The 19,442-nt window shown below is 41.0% G+C and carries 16 protein-coding genes; 8 read left to right on the top strand and 8 right to left on the bottom strand.

The features are described from left to right. Positions 1–80: 80 nt before the first annotated feature. Together I5349_RS02090 and I5349_RS02085 are read left to right on the top strand one after the other, a co-directional pair. Positions 81–407: a potassium transporter KefB gene (locus tag I5349_RS02090; protein ID WP_226389070.1), complete on the top strand. Its 327-nt coding sequence runs from the start codon at positions 81–83 to the stop codon at positions 405–407. A gap of 65 nt (positions 408–472) precedes the next feature. Beyond that, positions 473–1,186 carry a DoxX family protein gene (locus tag I5349_RS02085; protein ID WP_226389069.1) on the top strand — a complete coding sequence of 238 codons (714 nt, stop codon included), beginning with the start codon at positions 473–475 and terminating at the stop codon, positions 1,184–1,186. A gap of 61 nt (positions 1,187–1,247) precedes the next feature. Here the strand turns inward: I5349_RS02085 and I5349_RS02080 are convergent, their stop codons facing one another. The 3 genes from I5349_RS02080 to alaS form a co-directional block, all read right to left on the bottom strand. Continuing rightward, the gene (locus I5349_RS02080; protein ID WP_226389068.1) at positions 1,248–2,366 is read right to left on the bottom strand and encodes a peroxiredoxin family protein; all 1,119 of its coding nucleotides are present in this window, start codon (positions 2,364–2,366) and stop codon (positions 1,248–1,250) included. 83 nt (positions 2,367–2,449) lie between these two features. Continuing rightward, the gene (gene gatB, locus I5349_RS02075; RefSeq protein ID WP_226389067.1) at positions 2,450–3,907 is read right to left on the bottom strand and encodes an Asp-tRNA(Asn)/Glu-tRNA(Gln) amidotransferase subunit GatB; all 1,458 of its coding nucleotides are present in this window, start codon (positions 3,905–3,907) and stop codon (positions 2,450–2,452) included. Between the two features lie 28 nt (positions 3,908–3,935). Beyond that, positions 3,936–6,569, bottom strand: coding sequence for an alanine--tRNA ligase (gene alaS / locus I5349_RS02070; protein ID WP_226389066.1), 2,634 nt, complete (start codon positions 6,567–6,569; stop codon positions 3,936–3,938). Positions 6,570–6,694: 125 nt separating this feature from the next. Between alaS and I5349_RS02065 the strand changes: the two genes are divergently transcribed. The 4 genes from I5349_RS02065 to I5349_RS02050 are packed head-to-tail and all read left to right on the top strand — an operon-like array spanning position 6,695 to position 9,741. After that, the gene (locus I5349_RS02065; protein ID WP_226389065.1) at positions 6,695–7,672 is read left to right on the top strand and encodes a M23 family metallopeptidase; all 978 of its coding nucleotides are present in this window, start codon (positions 6,695–6,697) and stop codon (positions 7,670–7,672) included. Between the two features lie 14 nt (positions 7,673–7,686). Next, on the top strand, positions 7,687–8,037 hold the full coding sequence (locus tag I5349_RS02060) for a MerR family transcriptional regulator (protein ID WP_226389064.1): 351 nt from the start codon (positions 7,687–7,689) through the stop codon (positions 8,035–8,037). Then, positions 8,027–9,148: a DNA-processing protein DprA gene (dprA, locus tag I5349_RS02055; RefSeq protein ID WP_226389063.1), complete on the top strand. Its 1,122-nt coding sequence runs from the start codon at positions 8,027–8,029 to the stop codon at positions 9,146–9,148. The genes I5349_RS02060 and dprA overlap by 11 nt, the downstream gene beginning before the upstream one ends. Then, positions 9,145–9,741, top strand: a complete 597-nt coding sequence (locus tag I5349_RS02050) for a hypothetical protein (RefSeq protein WP_226389062.1) — start codon at positions 9,145–9,147, stop codon at positions 9,739–9,741. Before dprA ends, I5349_RS02050 begins: the two co-directional genes overlap by 4 nt. On the opposite strand, the gene I5349_RS02045 is transcribed toward I5349_RS02050, so the two are convergent. Together I5349_RS02045 and I5349_RS02040 are read right to left on the bottom strand one after the other, a co-directional pair. After that, positions 9,738–10,592 (bottom strand): hydroxymethylglutaryl-CoA lyase, encoded by an 855-nt coding sequence (locus I5349_RS02045; RefSeq protein ID WP_226389061.1) that lies wholly within the window; start codon positions 10,590–10,592, stop codon positions 9,738–9,740. The genes I5349_RS02050 and I5349_RS02045 overlap by 4 nt on opposite strands. Before the next feature lie 84 nt (positions 10,593–10,676). Continuing rightward, the gene (locus tag I5349_RS02040) at positions 10,677–11,888 is read right to left on the bottom strand and encodes a PQQ-dependent sugar dehydrogenase (protein WP_226389060.1); all 1,212 of its coding nucleotides are present in this window, start codon (positions 11,886–11,888) and stop codon (positions 10,677–10,679) included. 119 nt (positions 11,889–12,007) lie between these two features. On the opposite strand from I5349_RS02040, the gene I5349_RS02035 reads away from it, so the two are divergent. Together I5349_RS02035 and I5349_RS02030 are read left to right on the top strand one after the other, a co-directional pair. Further along, entirely contained in the window at positions 12,008–13,939 is a 1,932-nt protein-coding gene (locus I5349_RS02035; protein WP_226389059.1) for an ABC-F family ATP-binding cassette domain-containing protein, read from the top strand. Positions 13,940–13,944: 5 nt separating this feature from the next. Continuing rightward, complete coding sequence (locus I5349_RS02030; protein ID WP_226389058.1) at positions 13,945–15,198, top strand: type IX secretion system plug protein; 1,254 nt, start codon at positions 13,945–13,947, stop codon at positions 15,196–15,198. A gap of 32 nt (positions 15,199–15,230) precedes the next feature. Here I5349_RS02030 and hisB read toward each other — a convergent pair whose 3' ends face one another. The 3 genes from hisB to I5349_RS02015 form a co-directional block, all read right to left on the bottom strand. Next, a complete protein-coding gene (hisB, locus tag I5349_RS02025; RefSeq protein WP_226389057.1) occupies positions 15,231–16,328 on the bottom strand; it encodes a bifunctional histidinol-phosphatase/imidazoleglycerol-phosphate dehydratase HisB in 1,098 nt (365 codons plus the stop codon). Between the two features lie 100 nt (positions 16,329–16,428). After that, the gene (locus I5349_RS02020; protein ID WP_226389056.1) at positions 16,429–16,935 is read right to left on the bottom strand and encodes a UpxY family transcription antiterminator; all 507 of its coding nucleotides are present in this window, start codon (positions 16,933–16,935) and stop codon (positions 16,429–16,431) included. A gap of 29 nt (positions 16,936–16,964) precedes the next feature. Then, a complete protein-coding gene (locus I5349_RS02015) occupies positions 16,965–19,442 on the bottom strand; it encodes a GumC family protein (protein ID WP_226389055.1) in 2,478 nt (825 codons plus the stop codon).

Below are 19,442 nucleotides of genomic sequence, written 5' to 3'. Positions count from 1 at the left end.
TGTTTGGAAGGTTTTTTATTTCTCCATTACTTTGAATTACAAAGTACTTTTATAATCATTGAACTTTTAGACAAAACATCATGAACACTCAAACTAAGCCTATTCAAAAAGGCTCAACAACTAAGCGTATGATCTTAGGTGGTGCTATTGCACTAATATTGATCATTGTTTTCTTATCAGGAGTCAAAAATCCAGATCCAGCTTGGGGAAAATACTGGATGATCAAGCCACTACTCGTAGTTCCTACAGCGGGTGTTATGGGAGGTCTATTTTATAACCTGATGAATCCTCTCAGATATCAAGGTGGATGGATGACTATCCTAGCTACATTTGTCAGTATTGTAGGCTATGTCGTGATACTATGGGTAGGAACGGTCCTTGGTCTCAATGGTACACTTTGGAATTAACCATCTGATCACTAAACTTCACACCTCTCACTCCTTGTGAGAGGCTTTTGCTTTTGACACCACTAATGAAACTATCACTAACACTCGATCAAATCCATGCTGATATCAAAGCTAATAAATGGTATCGCTACTTTGCCATCTTCAACCGTATTGCATTAGCCGCAGGATTTATCCCTTCAGGACTTACCAAGATCATTGGAGAACGCTTCACTTCGTTGTCAAATGAGCATCCTATGGGCAACTATCTCGAAGCACTCTTTCATACAGGATACTACTACCCTTTTATCGGCTATATGCAAGTTTTGGCGGCTATTCTACTACTCATTCCACGTACGACTACACTGGGTGCCCTGATCTATTTCCCGATTATTCTCAATATCTGCATACTCTCTCTATCTGTAGGATTTGATGGCTCACTCGTGACTTCTCCTTTAATGGTGTTGGCCAATCTGTACTTGATCTGCTACGACTATGACAAAATCAAGTATGTGCTTCCTTTAGGCATTAAGCCACCAATAATACCGCTGGCTCAACACTCTGTAAATCAATTATTTCCAGTAAAGTTTTTCATTGGAGTCATCGCTACGATCATATTAACAGTTCTAATGGTCACGCAGTCATATCAGAAAAAAACTAGAAATACTTATGAAGACTGCATTGCTGATTGTGATCCAAATGGGAATATAGATGCCTGCATTAACTTTTGTGCTTGTATCCATATGGAAGGGAATTCATTTGATGAATGCACGGAGTTATATGAAAAGGCTCAAACCAAGTAATCCTAAAACAAAAAAGACATGGACTAGCATCCATGTCTTTTGCTATAAATTCATCAACTAATCATTCTCCAAAAAGCTCTGCAAGCTTAGCCTCCAATGCTGGACCTCTCAGGTCTTTAGCGATGATCTTACCTTCTGGATCTAGTAAAAATGTCGCTGGAATGGCATCAACTTTATAAGTAGCTGCTGCTTGAGAGTTGAAATATTGTAGGTCTGATACCTGAGGCCAAGTCAATCCATCATCAGCTATGGCTTTCACCCACTCAGGTTTACCTCTATCAAGTGACACACCAAACACCTCAAATCCTTTGTCATGATACTTCTCATAAAGTCTCACCACATTTGGGTTTTCTGCTCTACATGGTCTGCACCAAGCAGCCCAAAAATCAATCATCACATAAGATCCTCTGTAGTCTGAAAGTCTTAGCGTATCACCTTCTGGATTTGGAAGTGCGATCTCTGGAGCTACTTGCCCAAAACTCAAAGCACGCATATTGTCTATCTGCTCCCGAAGCCTGATCGTATATTTAGAATTTGGATAATTCTTCACCAAATCAGCTGATAAAGTATCTAAAAAGCCGAAATACTCACGTGTATTAAGATGCTGAAGCGCATAGATAGCTGAAAAAGAGCCATCCATATCTTTGATGACTTTTACCAACTCATCATTTTTAGCCTTATCAGATGCTAAACCTCTCGCCTGAATAGCTTTCATTTGCTCTTCATCCTTTTGAGACATCGCCTCATAATATTCAGTGTTGAGCTCATTGATAGTCTCTTGATATCGCTGCATGACATCGTCTATCTGCTTGACATATTCTGTATCTGTTGACCCTTCTACTGTATAGTCGCCCCCCTCTGATGCATCCACAGTGAGTTTAATATCCGAGGCAAAAAGCGCTAGTGTGATCTGACGCTCTCCATAAAGATTAAATGAGAAAAAAGTGGGCTCCTTGATAGCTACAGGTAGTTCAAAGCTCGACTGGGCATCCAATGAGATCGTATCTCTCACCACAACCCCCTCATCCGTAAACTCTTCTAGCAGGATTAAACCTTCTCTAGGGTTTTCGATTTTACCACTGAGGATCACTTCTCCATCAAAAGCATCCGCTGTTGATTGATCTGATGAGCAGCTAAATGCCGTAACTAAACTCAAAAGGACAACACTTAATTTTTTCATTATAAAGTATAGTTTTTTACAGAATAAAATTTCTCTAAACGAAAAGAAGATTCCGAAGAATCTCCTTTATACAATTCACAATATTAGCTTAACGCTTTTTCGAGCAGTTGGGTTGCAACTTTGGGATCTGCTTTCCCTTTACTTTCTTTCATCACCTGCCCCATGAACATTCCCATTAGACCTGTTTTACCAGCTTTATAAGCGGCTACTTTATCTGGATGAGCTGCTAGCACTTGATCGATGATCGGCTGAAGTGAGGAAGCATCACTTTCTTGTATCAAGTTGAGAGATTCAGCTACCTTAAGCGGTGATGCCGAAGGATTTTTTAAAATCTCAGGATACACCTTTTGAGACGCTACCGAGAAGTTCACACTACCAGCATCTACCAAAGCAATCAAATCTGCTATACCTTTTGGACGAATAGGAAATTCATCAATTGATAGTGTCAATTCATTCAAATAAGACTTGACAGGTCCCATCATCCAGTTAGAAGCTGCTTTATAATTGTCTGTCAAGCCACACAGTTCTTCAAAGTAAAGTGCGATCTCTTTAGAGTCAGTCAAAACTTGTGCATCATACTCAGGCAAACCAAAAGTCTTCGTAAACTTGGTATAAAGTGCATGCGGAAGGCTAGGCATCTCCGCTCGAATAGCTTCTAACCACTCATCTGAAATGACGACAGGACTCAAATCCGGCTCAGGAAAATAACGGTAATCATTCAAATCCTCTTTTGAGCGCATACTTGCTGTAGTGCCAGTAGTCGCATCGAATGTACGTGTCTCAGAAGCGATACTCTCACCATTTTCTATAGCAGTGATCTGGCGCTCCACTTCAAACTCGATAGCCCGCTGTACATTACGGAATGAGTTCATGTTTTTGACCTCGACTTTTTTACCAAATTCCTTCGCGCCATTGAGCATCACAGATACGTTAGCATCACATCTGAGTGAGCCTTCTTCCATGTTACCATCACAGATATCTAAGTAGCGCACTAGCTTTTTGATCTCTACGAGATAAGCATAGGCTTCCTCTGAGCTTCGGATATCTGGCTCTGATACTATCTCGATCAGAGGCACACCAGCTCTATTGAAATCCACTAAAGTATCTACCTCACCAGCTAAGTGCATGGACTTTCCTGCATCCTCTTCCATGTGAATCCTAGTGAGCTTCACAGAACGCTCTAGACCATCTTTAGCTTTGATATGCACTTCTCCTCCTATGCAGATTGGGCCTTTGTCTTGCGTGATTTGATAGCCTTTAGGCAGATCTGGATAGAAGTAATTTTTTCTCGCAAAAATATTGTGGCGTGTGATCTCAGACCCACAGGCTAAGCCCATCTTTACTGCAAATTCAACAGCGCGCTTGTTCACTTTTGGAAGTGTACCAGGATGACCTAGCGTAATAGGACTTATGTGCGTATTGGGCAAAGCGCCATACTCGGTAGAGTCAGGAGCATACATTTTACTTTTAGTCAAAAGCTGTGCGTGCACTTCTAAACCTATGACTACGGTGTATTTATCTCTGATTTCAGGACTCAACATATTTTAGATTCTCCTATTGGAGTTTTGATTAGACAATTGATTGGATCATTTCTTTGGCTTTAGCTACTACTTTGCTCAAGCCATTAATATCTTTTCCTCCTGCAGTCGCGAAGAAAGGCTGACCTCCGCCACCTCCCTGGATTTCCTTAGCCAGTTCTCTGACCATATTACCTGCATGGAGCGATTTTTCGGTAGTCAACTCATCTGCTAACATCACGGCTACTTGAGGCTTATCAGCTACATTAGCTGCTAGTACAAGTGCTAGTCGAGGCACTTCATTGCGCAATTCATAAGCGAGTTTTTTCAAAGCATCCGCATTTGGAAGTACGACCTCAGAAATGAGCAGGTTAAAATCTCCATGAGCGACTACTTGCTCTAAAAGCGCAGACTTAATGTCACCTGCAAGTTTCAAATGCAAAGCTTCAATTTCTTTTTTCAGACCATTTCTCTCTTCTATGAGCGCTTCTACGGCTTTCTCAAGATCTTTAGGATGTTTAAGTAACTCTTCTAGTGACTTAATGAGATCTACCTTTTGCTGAAAATAGGCTTCTGCTGCCGCTGCAGTGATTGCTTCTATTCTACGAACACCAGCTGAAACGGATCCTTCAGAAGTGATTTTAAATAAACCAATCTGCCCTGTAGCTGTCACATGTGTCCCACCACAAAGTTCTACAGAGTAGTCTTTGTCAAAAGTGATCACCCTCACAAAATCCCCATATTTCTCTCCGAAAAGCGCCATGGCTCCTAGCTTTTTGGCTTCTTCTATCGGCACATTTCGCTGCTCGATGAGTGGTATATTAGCTCTGATCTTGGCATTGACGATCTGCTCTACGCGAGAGATTTCCTCATCTGTCATTTTTGAAAAATGCGAGAAGTCAAATCGCAATATTTTATCATTTACCAAAGAGCCTTTTTGTTGCACATGCTCTCCAAGTACTTCCCTTAGGGCTGCATGAAGTAAATGCGTGGCACTGTGATTGTTCTCAGTTAGGTGTCTGCGCTCTGCATTGACTTTAGAAGAAAAACTCACAGAAGCATCAGATGGTAGCTGATTGACAAAGTGTACGATCAGGTCATTTTCCTTCTTAGTATCGATCACCGCTATGCGTTGCCCTTCAGCTTCGAGCCAGCCAGTATCACCAACCTGTCCACCACTTTCCGCATAAAATGGCGTCCTGTCAAGCACTACTTGATACTTTGTATTTCCTTTCTCCTTGACCTCTCTATACTTGATGATCTGCGACTCGCTGCTAAGCTGATCATATCCTAGAAACTCGACTCCTTCGTCTTTACGCAAGATCGTCCAGTCGCCCGTTTCTTGAGAAGCGGCTTGTCTGGAGCGGTTTTTCTGGATTTCCATTTCTTCATCAAAACCCTTCTCATCTATAGAAAAGCCGTTTTCTCTTGCGATCAGAGAAGTCAAGTCCAGTGGAAATCCAAAAGTATCATAAAGCTCAAAAGCCACTTTTCCTGAGATGGTAGTTTGCTTAGAGGCAATCAACTCTTCTTTGATTTGATCAAGTTTCTTCAAACCATTCTCTAGTGTTCTTAAAAATGAGCTTTCTTCCTCTTGTACTACTTTAGCGATGAAGTCCTGCTGAGATTTGATCTCTGGAAAAAACTCTCCAAACTGATCAGCCAAAATCGGTAGAAGTTGATACATAAAAGGCTCTCTAAAACCCAAAAATGTATAACCATAACGAACAGCCCTTCTCAAGATCCTCCTGATGACATATCCTGCCTTATTATTAGAAGGCAGCTGACCATCAGCTATCGTAAAAGAAATGGCACGGATATGATCTACGATTACACGTATAGCGATATCTATTTTCTCATCTTTACCATAATTGACCTTAGCCGATTGACTCACGTAGTTGATCAATGGAGTAAAAACATCCGTATCGTAGTTAGAATTCTTTCCTTGAATCGCACGAACCAGACGCTCAAAGCCCATCCCAGTGTCGACATGCTTAGCAGGCAGATTGACCAATTGGCCTGAAGCCATCCGGTTAAACTGCATGAAAACTAGGTTCCAAATCTCAATCACTTGAGGATCATCATTATTGACTAGTTCTGCTCCAGGGATTTTGGCTATCTCATCAGCAGTTCTTAGGTCTATATGAATTTCAGAGCAAGGTCCACAAGGCCCTGTATCTCCCATCTCCCAAAAATTGTCCTTTTTAGAGCCGAATAAAATACGGTCCTCCGATATATGTGCTTTCCATAGATCATACGCCTCCATGTCCTTATCCAGTCTATCTCCAGCATCTCCACCAAATACGGTCACGTAAAGTCTATCTTTAGGCAACTTATAAACACTCGTCAAAAGCTCCCAAGCCCAGTCGATAGCTTCCTTTTTGAAATAGTCTCCAAATGACCAATTACCTAGCATCTCAAACATCGTATGATGATAGGTATCCACACCCACTTCCTCCAGATCATTGTGTTTTCCCGAAACCCTCAGGCACTTTTGGCTGTTAGCTACACGAGTTTGCTTGGCAACATCGTTACCTAGAAAATAATCCTTAAACTGATTCATACCAGCATTGGTAAACATCAGCGTGGGATCATTTTTAACTACGATAGGTGAAGATGGCACATAAGCATGTGCTTTAGTTTTAAAAAATTCAATATATTGATTGCGTATTTCCTTAGCTTTCATCTAGTGAAGAGGGTTATGCTTAATTTCGAATTGCTAAAATTTGTTATCTTAGCGTTTTATTTGACAAATGTGGGCTATAAAAGCCAAACATGCACAAAATTAGAAGATTTAGCCGTTAATCAATAATGCCTAGAATAAAATATTACTACGACTCTAAGACCTGTAAATACGAAAGAATCACTCGCACTAAGTGGGAGATTACGATGCGCCTACTAGGATTTTTATCTCTTTCATTGGTCTTTGCTATTGGGATGTTGATCTTATTCAACACCTACTTTGATAGCCCTAAAGAGCTGATGCTCAAGAAGGAAAATGCAGAGCTAAAGTACTACTATGAGCTGATGGACAAAGAGCTTAGCAATATGGCTGAAATGACCGCTTTGCTTCAAGAAAGAGACGACAACTTATATCGGGTACTTTTTGGCACAGAACCTATCCCATCTACCATCAGAAATGCAGGATTTGGTGGATCAGACCGCTACCAAAAGCTTCGTGAAGAAGGTTTGAAACAAGAAAAGCTCATCCTCAATACTATCCAGAAAGTAGATATTCTAAAAAAGAAACTCTATATCCAATCAGTATCATATGATGATCTGGCGGAGATGGCTACTAATAAAGATGTTTATTGGGCATCTATCCCAGCCATCCAACCTATCAACAACCAAGAGCTAAAAAGACTTGCTTCCGGTTATGGTATTAGACTACACCCTATCTACAAAGTCCGCAGAATGCACACAGGTGTAGACTTTTCAGCCCCTAAAGGCACTCCAATTTATGCTACTGGAGATGGTGTAGTCACTAAAGTAGTGACGCTGCTCAATGGTTATGGCAAGTATGTAGAAATAGATCATGGATTTGGTTTGATGACACGCTATGCTCACATGAATGAGTTTAATGTAAAAAAGGGACAAAAAGTAAAGAGAGGAGAATGCATAGGATATGTAGGCAATACTGGCTCATCGACCGCTCCTCACGTACACTATGAGGTATGGAAAGACGGCAAGCATGTCAATCCTGTCAACTACTTCTTCAGAGACCTCCAGCCAGATGAGTTTGAGAAAATTCTCGAATTGGCAAGTAAAGAAAACCAGTCACTCTCTTAACCTTCCTCAAGCTCATGCCTTACAAGGAAAAAGAGATAGAGAAAAAATACTATAGTATTGGTGAGGTAGCTACTAAACTGGGTGTAGCTACCTCATTGATTCGCTTTTGGGAAAGTCAATTCACGGCTATCAAACCCAAAAAAGATAAAAAAGGAAATCGTCAGTTCACTAAAGAAGACATTAAGAAACTGACCTTTATCTATCACTTGGTCAAAGAAAAAGGCTATACGCTGCAAGGCGCACAAGAAGTCCTCAAAAATGATCAAGGAAGTATGGATGATAAATCAGAAATCATCAACTCCCTTAAAAATATTCGAGCGTTTTTGACTGAGATCAAAGGCCAACTTGATACCAATGCAGGCTGATGATAAGCTATACTATATAGCCCTCTCAAGAATCCCTTTTATAGGTAAAGTGGGCTTCAAGGCCCTTATCTCCTATGCGGGTTCTCCACAAGCAGTACTGAATATGCCACCAGGCAAAATGCTTAAAATCCCAGGAGTTGGGCAAAAACTCGTCAATGCCTTCAAGGAAAGGGGTGATGTCCTAAAGGAGGCCGAAGCAGAACTCAAAGCTGCAGAAGATCTCGGCATCGAATTATTGACCTTTCTCGAAAAAGACTATCCTAAGCGACTAAACCAACTAATGGATGCACCTCCTGTCTTGTATACAAGTGGTGCAGCGGATTTCAATAGTCCTAGGATGATCTCTATCGTGGGTACTCGCCAAGCGACAGATTATGGCAAGGAAGTCACTGATCAAATCATCGCAGACCTAGCGTCTTATCAACCTACGATCATTAGTGGACTGGCCTACGGCATAGACATACAAGCACACAAAGCCGCACTGGCACATCAGCTCCCAACCATTGGTGTTTTAGCCAATAGCTTAGATACGATTTATCCTACCCAGCATAAAAGTATCGCCAAACAAATGCTTGAGAAAGGTGGACTGATTTCTGAATTTCAACTATTTAGCAAGCTAGATCCTAGGCAGTTTCCACAGCGAAATAGGATCATATCAGGACTCTCAGATGCCCTGATTGTAGTAGAAGCAGCTGAAAAGGGTGGCGCGCTCATCACTGCCAATATCGCTCACTCCTACAATAAAGAAGTCTTTGCAGTACCTGGTGGACTTGACCGCAAATACTCAGCAGGCTGCAATGCCCTGATCAAAGAAATGAAAGCGAGTATATATACTGACGCTCATCAAGTAGCACAAGCATTAGGCTGGGATCTAGAGGATAGTACCAGTGCGAGACCACAAAAAGCAACGCTAGATCTTAGTGCCTTTTCAGAAAATGAACAAAAAGTCATTCAGCAACTCTCTGATTCAGCTACAGATTTACATATAGACACACTGAGTTGGCAAGTTCAGCTATCAATCTCCCAAGTAGCCAGTATTTTACTTAACTTAGAATTTCAGGGCTTAGTCAAAGCACTTCCTGGGAAAAAATATAAACTCCTCCTAAAATGAAAAAAGGTATCTGGCTTATCTATATGGCATTTTTAGTCTTCACATTTTGCTCACTTCCTGACAATAAGCAACAGCCACTCGATACACTGGCTCAGTTGAAACTCATCCTAGAGGGACAAGTGGGTGATTTGAAATTAGGCGATGAAGCTACCAATCTATATGGAAGAGATGACTGGGAAGTCACACTAGATACGCTCCAAGATCAGACTGGCAAAGACACTCCTTGGTTTACAGTGTATAGATTTGGAAAAGAAAACTTACTCGTAAAGACAACCCTATCTTATGAATTAGACCCTACAGCAGCCGAGATATCAGAGATCATCATTTTATCTGATAAGTGGCAAACTAGTGAAAATATCAAAGTAGGAAGTTCACTTTCAGCATTACAAACTGCCTATTCGAAGTTAGAAGTCAATAAATTTGACCAGCACCCCTATGAACAAGATGCCTGCCTCGCAGTCTCTGTAGCAGAACTAAAAAACATCGAGTTTCTCTTCAATGATCTCACTGATCTATATCAGCAAAATTTGGCTAGAAACGATCTTTCACAGATCAATCCCGAAAGTAAGATAGTCGGTATCCGGGTATTTTAATGCAGTGGAAAAACTGAATTAGAAAGCAACATTGCCTCACCTAAAGCTTTTTTGTCAAGTCCTAAAGACAAACCAAACTGATCCTCTAGTGTGGCGACCATCACTTCTGTAGCCATATTACCTACTAAGTCATCTTTGGCCATTGGACATCCACCAAAACCACGAATCGCTCCATCAAATCTCCTACATCCTGCCTCATAAGCAGCGATGACTTTCTCCGCTATTGTATGAGGAGTACTATGCAGGTGTGCACCAAAAGTGATATTTGGATAAGCTTCTATATTGTCTTTGAAAATAGCAGAAATCAAATCAGGGTTAGAGCTACCAATAGTATCTGAAAGAGAGACGATTTTCACCCCCATCTTTTCTAGACTAGCGACAAACTCCCCTACTATCTCAGCACTAAATGGCTCTCCATACGGATTGCCAAATCCCATACTGATGTAAGTCACTAATGTTTTATTATGTTTCAAGCAGATATGCTGGATCTCTTCCAGTTGGACAAAAGCCTCTGCAATCGACTTATTGGTATTGCGCTGCTGAAAAGTCTCAGAAATAGAAAGCGGAAATCCTAGGTACTGAATGACCTTATGAGTAGCTGCTTGTTCTGCCCCCCTAGTATTAGCTACGATCGCCAAAAGTGAAGACTTAGTCTCTGACAAGTCTAAGCCCGCTAAAACCTCTTCGGTATCTCTCAACTGTGGGATGGCTTTAGGCGATACGAAACTACCAAAATCAATAGAATGAAATCCTACTTTCAATAGTTGATTAAGGTAAGCGATTTTAGTATTTGTGGGGATAAACTCAGTCAATCCCTGCATAGCATCTCTAGGACATTCTATCAGTTGCATCTATTATTGGGTTTATTTCAGGTGTCAATGATAAACAAAAAAGCTCAGAGAAATAATCCCTGAGCTTTCATTTTGAAGGTAAAATTAACCTTTGTAGGTAATGCGATACACGCAGCCAGCTTGATCATCAGACAGCAGCATGCTACCATCAGGCATGACCATCACATCTACTGGTCGTCCCCAGTTTTCTTGTGAAGCTTTATCCAACCAGCCTTCAATAAATACTTTTTCAGAAGCTACTTTATCTGTTCCATCTAGTGCCACTGTAGTCACTTGATAGCCGCTTTTCTCATCTCTATTCCAAGAGCCATGCTTAGCGATGAAGAGGTTATTTTGATAAGTTGCAGGGAATTTTGATCCTGTGTAAAATCTCAACCCTAGTGGCGCTACGTGAGGGCCCATTTTAGCTGCTGGAGCCGTAAAATCCTCACTATTTGGTCTCTTATCCCCAAACTCAGGATCTTTGACATCACCTTGGTGCCAATAAGGGTAACCAAAGTGCATACCAGCCTCAGGCGCATAGTTCAACTCACACTCTGGCGTATCATTACCCATCATATCTCTACCATTGTCTGTAAACCAAAGCTTATTGGTAGTGGGATGCCAAGTAAAACCTACTGTATTTCTCACTCCGTGGGCAAAAACCGTTGGCGTAGGATTATCTGCATCTACATCGATAGTGGTGATAGAAGCATAAATTTCATCTTCAGACTCACAGATATTACATGGAGCTCCTACTGGCACATAAAGCTTTCCATCAGGACCAAAAGCGATGAATTTCCATCCGTGGTGTGTCTCCGTAGGATATTGGTCATAAATGATTTCAAAACCTGGACTTTCTAGATTGCTCTCGATATCTGGAAATCTTAGAATTCTATTGACTTCTGCTACATAGAGATCACCATCCCTAAAAGCCACACCATTAGGCATATTCAGATCAGAGGCAAGCGTATAACGCTTATCTGCCTTGCCGTCACCATCACTATCGACTAGTGCGTATACTTTTTTCTGTCTTCTATTACCTACGAATACTGTTCCTTTGTCTCCAAGTGCAAGTGATCTAGCGTCAGGAACGTTACCCGCAAATACCTCTATGCTGAACCCCTCAGGCAGCGTCAATTTATCCAAAGGAAGATCAGCACCTTCACCTGTAATATCTACCTCTTCCTTAGCAAAAATGACTAAATCTGCTGGTGCAGTCTCTGTTTCGGCTTGTTCAGAAGCTCCCCCACAAGACCATAAAGATCCTGTGATAGCAAGCATTAAGAGCGCACCTGTTATTTTAATTTGTCTCATTTTTATATATTGGTTTGATGAACTTACATTTGAACCCTCTAATTTACACAATTTTACTTTTCACATAAAAGAATATCGTAAGCGGTCATTTCTCAATCTGAGATTGTTAATTTTGCAGCATGATTTCAATTAATAATTTATCCTACTATCTAGGCGGAAGAGCGCTCTATGAAAATGCCTCACTTCATATCAAGCCAAAAGATAAAATAGGCCTAGTAGGACTCAATGGTACTGGAAAATCCACACTACTCAAAATACTCAACGGAGACAACCAACCTTCCTCTGGAGAAATACTTAAGGCCAAAGACTGTAGCATTGGTTTTTTAAATCAGGATTTGCTTTCATATCAGTCAGATGACAGCATTTTAGATGTTGCCATGCAGGCATTTACCGAGACGCTCAAACTGCAAGATGAGATTGATAAGCTCCTCCATGAGATAGAGACTAATTACACAGATGAATTGATCAATCGCCTCGGAGTACTTCAAGACCGCTTCAATGCACTCGATGGCTACACGATCAGGGCTAAAACAGAGGAAGTATTGGAAGGTATCGGATTCAATACTGCTGATCTGGCTAAGCCTCTGAGAACTTTCTCTGGAGGCTGGAGGATGCGTGTCATGCTCGCCAAACTACTCCTTGAGAAGCCCTCTTTACTAATGCTAGATGAGCCTACCAACCACCTTGACTTACCATCGATCCAATGGGTAGAAAATTATCTAAAATCTTATGAAGGAGCTGTCATCGTAGTGTCTCACGATAAACAGTTTTTAGACAATACTGTCAGTACCATCGTAGAAGTCACTCAGTCAAAACTCATCACCTACTCTGGGGATTATTCTTTTTATATTGAAGAAAAAGAAATGAGGTCCGAGATCCAAAAGAATGCCTTTGAAAACCAACAAGCCGCGATCAAGCAAACGGAAAGATTCATCGAGCGATTCAGATCTAAAGCTACCAAAGCTCGACAAGTCCAGTCACGAGTAAAATCCCTCGAGCGAATGGACATCATCGAAGATGTGGTAGATGAAAATGCTGCTGTTAACTTCAAATTCAAGTTTTCTCAAAAGTCAGGCAGAGATGTCATCACTTTAAAAGATATCTCCAAATCATACGGAGACCTGCATATCCTCTCACATACCACTGGAAGGATCGAGCGTGGCGATAAGATCGCTCTGATCGGAGCCAATGGAAAGGGAAAGTCCACACTCCTACGAATCATTGCCAATACGGAAAAGTTTCAAGGAGAAAGAACGGAGGGCTATAATGTCATCACTTCATTCTTTGCCCAACACCAGCTAGAAGCACTAGATGTAGAAAACGAAATCCTCCAAGAACTTAAGCAAGCAGGTAGTGATAAATCAGAAACTGAACTAAGAGGGGTGCTTGGCTGCTTCTTATTCTCGAATGATGATGTATTCAAAAGAATAAAAGTCCTCTCTGGGGGTGAAAAATCCCGTGTAGCCCTTGCCAAAACGCTTATCTCAGAAGCTAATTTCCTACTGCTAGATGAGCCTACCAACCACTTAGACATGCAGTCAGTAAATATCCTGATACAAGCATTGCAACAGTATGAAGGTACTTTTGTCACGGTATCGCACGATAGACACTTCATCTCTGGTGTGGCCAATAAGATATGGTATATCGAAGACCAAGAGATCAAAGAATATCCAGGTACTTATCAGGAATTTGTCGACTGGCAAAATAGAATAGCTGCCAATAAAGCACCTGAAGTGAAAACTGCACAGCCAAAAGAGGCTGTCAAAAAAACAACTCCGAAAGTCTCTGATAATGAAGCCAAGCTTCTCAAAAATGACCTCAAAAAACAGCAACGAAAACTAGAGGAGATAGAAGCCAAAATCATGGATCTCGAAGAAAAGATCGCACTATTAGAAAAACAATTGGCAGATCCTTCGTTATACGAACAAGCAGATGAGGCTAAAAAAGTAACAGATGCCCACCAAGCTGCCACTCAAGAATTAGCAAAGGCCAATGAAACTTGGGAGATGCTAGCAGGGGAAATTGAAAACCTAGAAGCACAACTGAACTAGAAAAAATGAAAAAACTGACACTGACTTTGCTGTTACTAACGGTGGTCTTTACTACCATCTGGGCGCAAAAGCGCTGGACAGACAGTGTCTATGTGGATCATATCAAGACGGTGCTCATGTATCCATCTAATGCACCTCTAGATGCTCCGCTGCCTCCTCCGATCATAGCACTGGGTGGTGGAGAATCTTTGATTTTGAAGTTTGATGACCTCGCCTATGATGCGGCCGACTATCAAATAGAGCTCATCCACTGTGATGCAGACTGGGAAGTTTCCAAGCTCAAAGCCACAGATTATTTGACGGAGTTTAATCAATTTCGAATCAATCAATACGAGTACTCTATCAACACGCGAATACCTTATGTGCATTACACTTTTAGACTACCCAATCTGCTCGTAAGTGGCAATTACATCCTCAAAGCTTATCAAAATAGCAATCCTGAAGATGTACTTTTCACCAAGCGTTTTATGATATTCGAACCTAGAGTAAGTGCTCAAGCCCAGATCATCGCCCCAAACAAAACTTCCCTAAGACTAAGCCATCAGCAGGTCAATGTGGAAGTTTATTATCCCAATTTTGAAGTGATCAATCCGCAAGAAAATCTCAAAATCAGCATCAGACAAAACCAACGCTGGGATAATGCCAAAAAATTAATCTCCCCAACATTTGCTAGAGAAGACCGCAAACTACTTGAGTTTAGAGCCTTTGAGGATGAACTTACTTTTCCTGCTGGTAATGAGTTTAGATTTGTGGACTTGCGTACGGTCAACTTCAAAAGTCGCAATGTAGCCGACATCATCATAGAAGAAGAGCAAGTCATGGCACTAGTAGCAAGAAGTAAAGCTCGTGGACAGCAAGCCTTTGCCGAAAATTTAGACATCAACGGGCAATATGTAATCCAAAATAGAGAACGCGGCAACTCTCAGCTCGAAAGTGAATATGTCTATACGACCTTCGAACTAGAAGCTCCAAAAGGACAATATCAACTACTTGGAGCACTCAGCAACTGGGGTTCAATGACAGAAGCAACACTCAAAACAGATCCCAATGACGGTGTACACTATACTGAGTTGCTATTGAAACAAGGCTGGTATGATTTCATTTTTGAAGCGGTCAAAGCTGGAACTAGTCTAGAGGGAAACTTTTTCCAAACAGAAAATGAGTATGACATCATCATCTACTACAGGGATTTTGGAGGCAGATATGATCAGATCATCGGTTACACGCGCATCAACCCTAACCAAAGAAGACTCAACTAAAAACGCCCATCTCTTGGGACAGGCGTTTGATATTATAAGACTCCCTTGGTACTTGGGAGCTGATTCAGAGCTGATAGATCCCGCTTGACGGCCATCTTGATCGCTCGAGCTAATCCTTTAAATATCGCTTCAATTTTGTGGTGTTCATTGTCACCTTCTACTTTGATATTTAAATTACACTTAGCGGTATCGCTAAATGATTTGAAGAAGTGGTAAAACATCTCAGTAGGCATATCTCCTATGCGCTCTCTTTTGAAATCTGCCTCCCAGACGATCCATGGTCTACCTCCAAAGTCTATAGCCACCTGTGCTAAGACATCATCCATTGGCAATAGAAAACCATAACGATAGATACCTTTTTTATCTCCAAGTGCTTTGAGATAAGCTTCTCCTAGCGCCAATGCAGTATCCTCTATCGTATGATGCTCATCGATATGCAGATCACCTTTGACTTGGATGCTTAAGTCAGTTCCTCCATGCTTACCCAGTTGTTCTAGCATGTGATCAAAGAAGCCTAAACCAGTATGGATATCACATTTGCCAGTACCATCTAAATTAATCGTAATAGAAATGTCTGTCTCGGAAGTTTTTCTCTGTACTTGTGCTTGACGTGCTGGCAATCTCAAAAATGTATAAATCTCATCCCAACTGAGTGTGGTAAGGGCTGAATCAGCTTGTGGTTCAGCACCTATGAAAATCGCTTTTGCACCAAGGTTTTGAGCTAGCTTGATATCTGTTTTTCTATCACCTATGACAAAAGAATGCGCCAAATCATACGCACCCGAAAGATATTCACTCAGCATACCTATTCCTGGCTTTCTCGTGGGTAGATTTTCATGCTCAAAAGAACGATCAATGTGCACTTTCGCAAAGTGGATATTTTCTCCTTCTAGCGTCTGCATCATCTTATTGTGTGCAGGCCAAAAGGTATCCTCTGGAAAGCTCTCAGTACCTAATCCATCTTGATTAGTGACCATCACTAACTCATAATCTGTCTCTTCAGCGATCTTTCTCAAGTTTGAGAGTACCCCAGGGAGAAAAGCTAATTTCTCTAGGCTATCTACTTGAAAATCTACAGGAGGCTCTTGAATGATGGTGCCATCCCTATCTATAAATAATACTTTTTTCATGTCTTTTTAAAGGTATCGATCATGAGAATCGATATTAGAAATGCGAAGATAAGCTGATTTTAACCGTAGGGCTAAAAAACTTTGAAATTTCAATTAATAGCTATGATCCTTTTTGGACTTTGAGGAATTTGGCAGGAATCTGTACCATGACAGTTTGTCCGATAGAAGCTACTCTGATGATGAAGTAATCTTTGTTTCCTTTCTCCACACATTCTCCAGTCAGTCCTTGTAAAGCTCCTCCCATGATCTCTACTTGATCTCCAGCCTCGATCTCCTGATCTGACAATTCATAGGCTACTCCTGTTTCTACTACACGTTTGATGGCATTGATCTCTTCCTCTCTCACATGAGCATGCTCTCCAGCAAAATGCACAAACTTCACCGCTCCAGGCACTTGGACGATTTTATAAAGCTCAGACCTTTGGGTTTTCACAAAAAGATATCCATTAAATAAAGGCCTTTCTACTTTCTTCTTACGATCACTCCACTGCCTCAACTCCGTGATCAATGGCAAAAATGCCTCCACTCCCAACTCCAAGACTCGATCTCTAACCTTCTTTTCAGCCCTAGGGCTAGTGTATAAGATAAACCATTCTAAAGATTCCATTCGCTCCTATCCTCCTCCAGATTGATTACTTAAACTCTAAATATCTTTTTATACCAAGGGGTCTTAGCGTCCTCATCATCCGAATAATAACCTCCACTATACTGACTACCGTAAGTGTAACCATACTTATAGCCGTATCCATAACCATAGTTATAAGCATAGCTACCAGCATTTTGTGAGTAGTCATTGAAAAGCGCATAGATGTTACGGATACTACCCTTCTCATAGAGTTCGTTGACAAGTCCTAGCTGTCCACGAAGGGTATAATGCTGCCTTACCATGTATAGGTTAACATCAGAATACTTCATAAGATCCAATGTCTCTGATACCAAGCCCATCGGTGGGGTGTCTAGGATGATGATATCATAGGTATTTTTCAAATCCTCTAAAAGCACCTCAAGCTTTCCATTAAGCAAAAGTTCTGCGGGGTTGGGTGGCACTGGACCAGAAGCGATCAAGTCTAGATTATCATAGTTAGACTTCAAGATGATGTCCTCCTTTTTAGCCTGATTGATCAAGTAATTAGTCATACCTACAGAGTTCTCCAATCCAAAATCTGTAAAGATTCTTGGCTTTCTAAGGTCTAGACCTACAAGTATGGTCTTCTTCCCTCCCAGAGCAAATATCGAAGCTAAGTTGATAGAAGTGAAGGTCTTACCCTCACCACTGACTGATGAAGTCACGAGGATTGTCTTCGACTTTTTATCAGCAGAGATATAATTCAGGTTAGTTCTGAGTGATCTAAATGATTCAGCAACTAAGGATTTTGGATTGTCTAGTACTACTAGATTTCCACGCTTAGAGCTATGTCCTACGATACCCAATATCGGTATCTGTATGTATTTTTCCAGTTCCTTTTGATCTTCTATTCGGGTATTAAAAAACTCTTTAAGGAAAATCAAAATGATCGGTAACACCAATCCCAAAGCTAAAGCGATCAGGTAATTGACTTCTTTCTTAGGAAATATTAAAAGACCATTTTTGGCATAATCGACCACCTTATTACTCGCTACATTAGAGGCACGAGCAATCCCCGCTTCAGCTCTTTTTTGCAGAAGATATAAGTATAGTCCCTCATTGAGGTTAAACTGACGCTCTATGTTGACCAACTTACGCTCGGTAGGTGGCACTTTAAGCAATTGCTTTTCTACTTCTGTAATCCTTTGAGCGATCTTTTGTAATTCGATCTCAGAGTTGGTAATCAAATTATTAAGATTTTCTGTCAGTGTCTGAACAGTCGCTTGTATCTGAGTTTCTTTCTCTTCTATAGCAGAGTTTTTTCTCAGAGTATTCATGCCCAGATTGATACGCTCATTATTCAGCTCTACCAATTTAGTCACTAGAGAATTGAGCAATTCATCATTGACATTGACTACTGATGGGGCAAATACTTTGGATAAGTCCTCTGTATTTTGAATGTACTTCAGGAGTGTTCTATAGTACTCATTCTTTGTCTTTTCTTGGAATCGCTGCTCCTCTATCTGAATCAACCTACCAAAAATCGCTTGACCTTCCGAACTAAGGTTAATCGTCTTATTATTCACCCTGAAGTCCTCAAGTGTCTGCTCTACTCGCGTGAGCGAGTCAGTGATACCTCCTAGCTGTGAATCTATGAACCGAATGGTGTTGGCCGCTACTTGGTTTTTATCATTCAATTCATTCTGAATGTAAGTCTCCATTAGCGTATTGAGATAGTCTCTTCCTTTAGGAATCACACTCGTCTCTATACTCAACTCTAGGATAGAACCTGAAGTACCTACTTGCTTCACTCCTACAGACCTGCTGTAGAGCTCAATGAGACTTTCTCTATCATTTAATGTAAATAAAAAACGGTCATCTTCAATATTCCCCCTTTTAGTGATCCTAAACCTAACTTGTCTATTTTCAATCCACTCACCATAATTGAATGTAGTCTCATAAAGATTTACGTTGGTGGGTGAAAGTTGATTGACACTATCTAATCCTCCGTAATTACTAAAGCTTTTTTCACCCTCTCTGAGTCTAAACTGATTGTCATTGATCGGTTCGATCCTAAATTCCCCTCTTGTCAACTGCGCATGTGTCCAGTCTACCTCCACTTCAAAGGGAGCATCTTGATAGAGCTCATTTCTTTTGATAGTCCCCTCTGAAAAATAAGTAACATCAAAATCGACTTTATCCAATGCCTGAGCCGCTAAGCTCTTAGAACGAATGATGAAGATTTCGTTTTCAATATTACGCGTATTATTAAAAAGCTCCGTACCCTCGATAAATCCAGAGGCGATACCACCATTGGCAAATTCCTCTTTGATCATCAGTGTGCCCGATACCGTGTACTTAGGGGCTGTATATCTATGATAAAACCACACAATCGCTAGAGAAGCCACAATGCTGAGCAAGAAAAATGGCCAGTACTTTAAAAACCTAAAAATGATCCCTTTGATATCAATAGACTCCTCTTCGGGAGGCATGACATCATTCGGCATTGGATAGGGTACCTGCGGATATGTATATTCTTTATTACTCAT

The organism is Penaeicola halotolerans, from assembly GCF_016464625.1.
Lineage (GTDB): Bacteria > Bacteroidota > Bacteroidia > Cytophagales > Cyclobacteriaceae > Penaeicola > Penaeicola halotolerans.
The sequence above is the reverse complement of the archived record's forward strand: the minus strand, read 5'-3'. Positions and strand labels throughout refer to the sequence as shown.

Coding starts and splice junctions, on each gene's coding strand:
- I5349_RS02090 (WP_226389070.1), top strand. CDS start 81: ATGAACACTCAAACTAAGCCTATTCAAAAAGGCTCAACAACTAAGCGT.
- I5349_RS02085 (WP_226389069.1), top strand. CDS start 473: ATGAAACTATCACTAACACTCGATCAAATCCATGCTGATATCAAAGCT.
- I5349_RS02080 (WP_226389068.1), bottom strand. CDS start 2,366: ATGAAAAAATTAAGTGTTGTCCTTTTGAGTTTAGTTACGGCATTTAGC.
- gatB (WP_226389067.1), bottom strand. CDS start 3,907: ATGTTGAGTCCTGAAATCAGAGATAAATACACCGTAGTCATAGGTTTA.
- alaS (WP_226389066.1), bottom strand. CDS start 6,569: ATGAAAGCTAAGGAAATACGCAATCAATATATTGAATTTTTTAAAACT.
- I5349_RS02065 (WP_226389065.1), top strand. CDS start 6,695: ATGCCTAGAATAAAATATTACTACGACTCTAAGACCTGTAAATACGAA.
- I5349_RS02060 (WP_226389064.1), top strand. CDS start 7,687: ATGCCTTACAAGGAAAAAGAGATAGAGAAAAAATACTATAGTATTGGT.
- dprA (WP_226389063.1), top strand. CDS start 8,027: ATGCAGGCTGATGATAAGCTATACTATATAGCCCTCTCAAGAATCCCT.
- I5349_RS02050 (WP_226389062.1), top strand. CDS start 9,145: ATGAAAAAAGGTATCTGGCTTATCTATATGGCATTTTTAGTCTTCACA.
- I5349_RS02045 (WP_226389061.1), bottom strand. CDS start 10,592: ATGCAACTGATAGAATGTCCTAGAGATGCTATGCAGGGATTGACTGAG.
- I5349_RS02040 (WP_226389060.1), bottom strand. CDS start 11,888: ATGAGACAAATTAAAATAACAGGTGCGCTCTTAATGCTTGCTATCACA.
- I5349_RS02035 (WP_226389059.1), top strand. CDS start 12,008: ATGATTTCAATTAATAATTTATCCTACTATCTAGGCGGAAGAGCGCTC.
- I5349_RS02030 (WP_226389058.1), top strand. CDS start 13,945: ATGAAAAAACTGACACTGACTTTGCTGTTACTAACGGTGGTCTTTACT.
- hisB (WP_226389057.1), bottom strand. CDS start 16,328: ATGAAAAAAGTATTATTTATAGATAGGGATGGCACCATCATTCAAGAG.
- I5349_RS02020 (WP_226389056.1), bottom strand. CDS start 16,935: ATGGAATCTTTAGAATGGTTTATCTTATACACTAGCCCTAGGGCTGAA.
- I5349_RS02015 (WP_226389055.1), bottom strand. CDS start 19,442: ATGAGTAATAAAGAATATACATATCCGCAGGTACCCTATCCAATGCCG.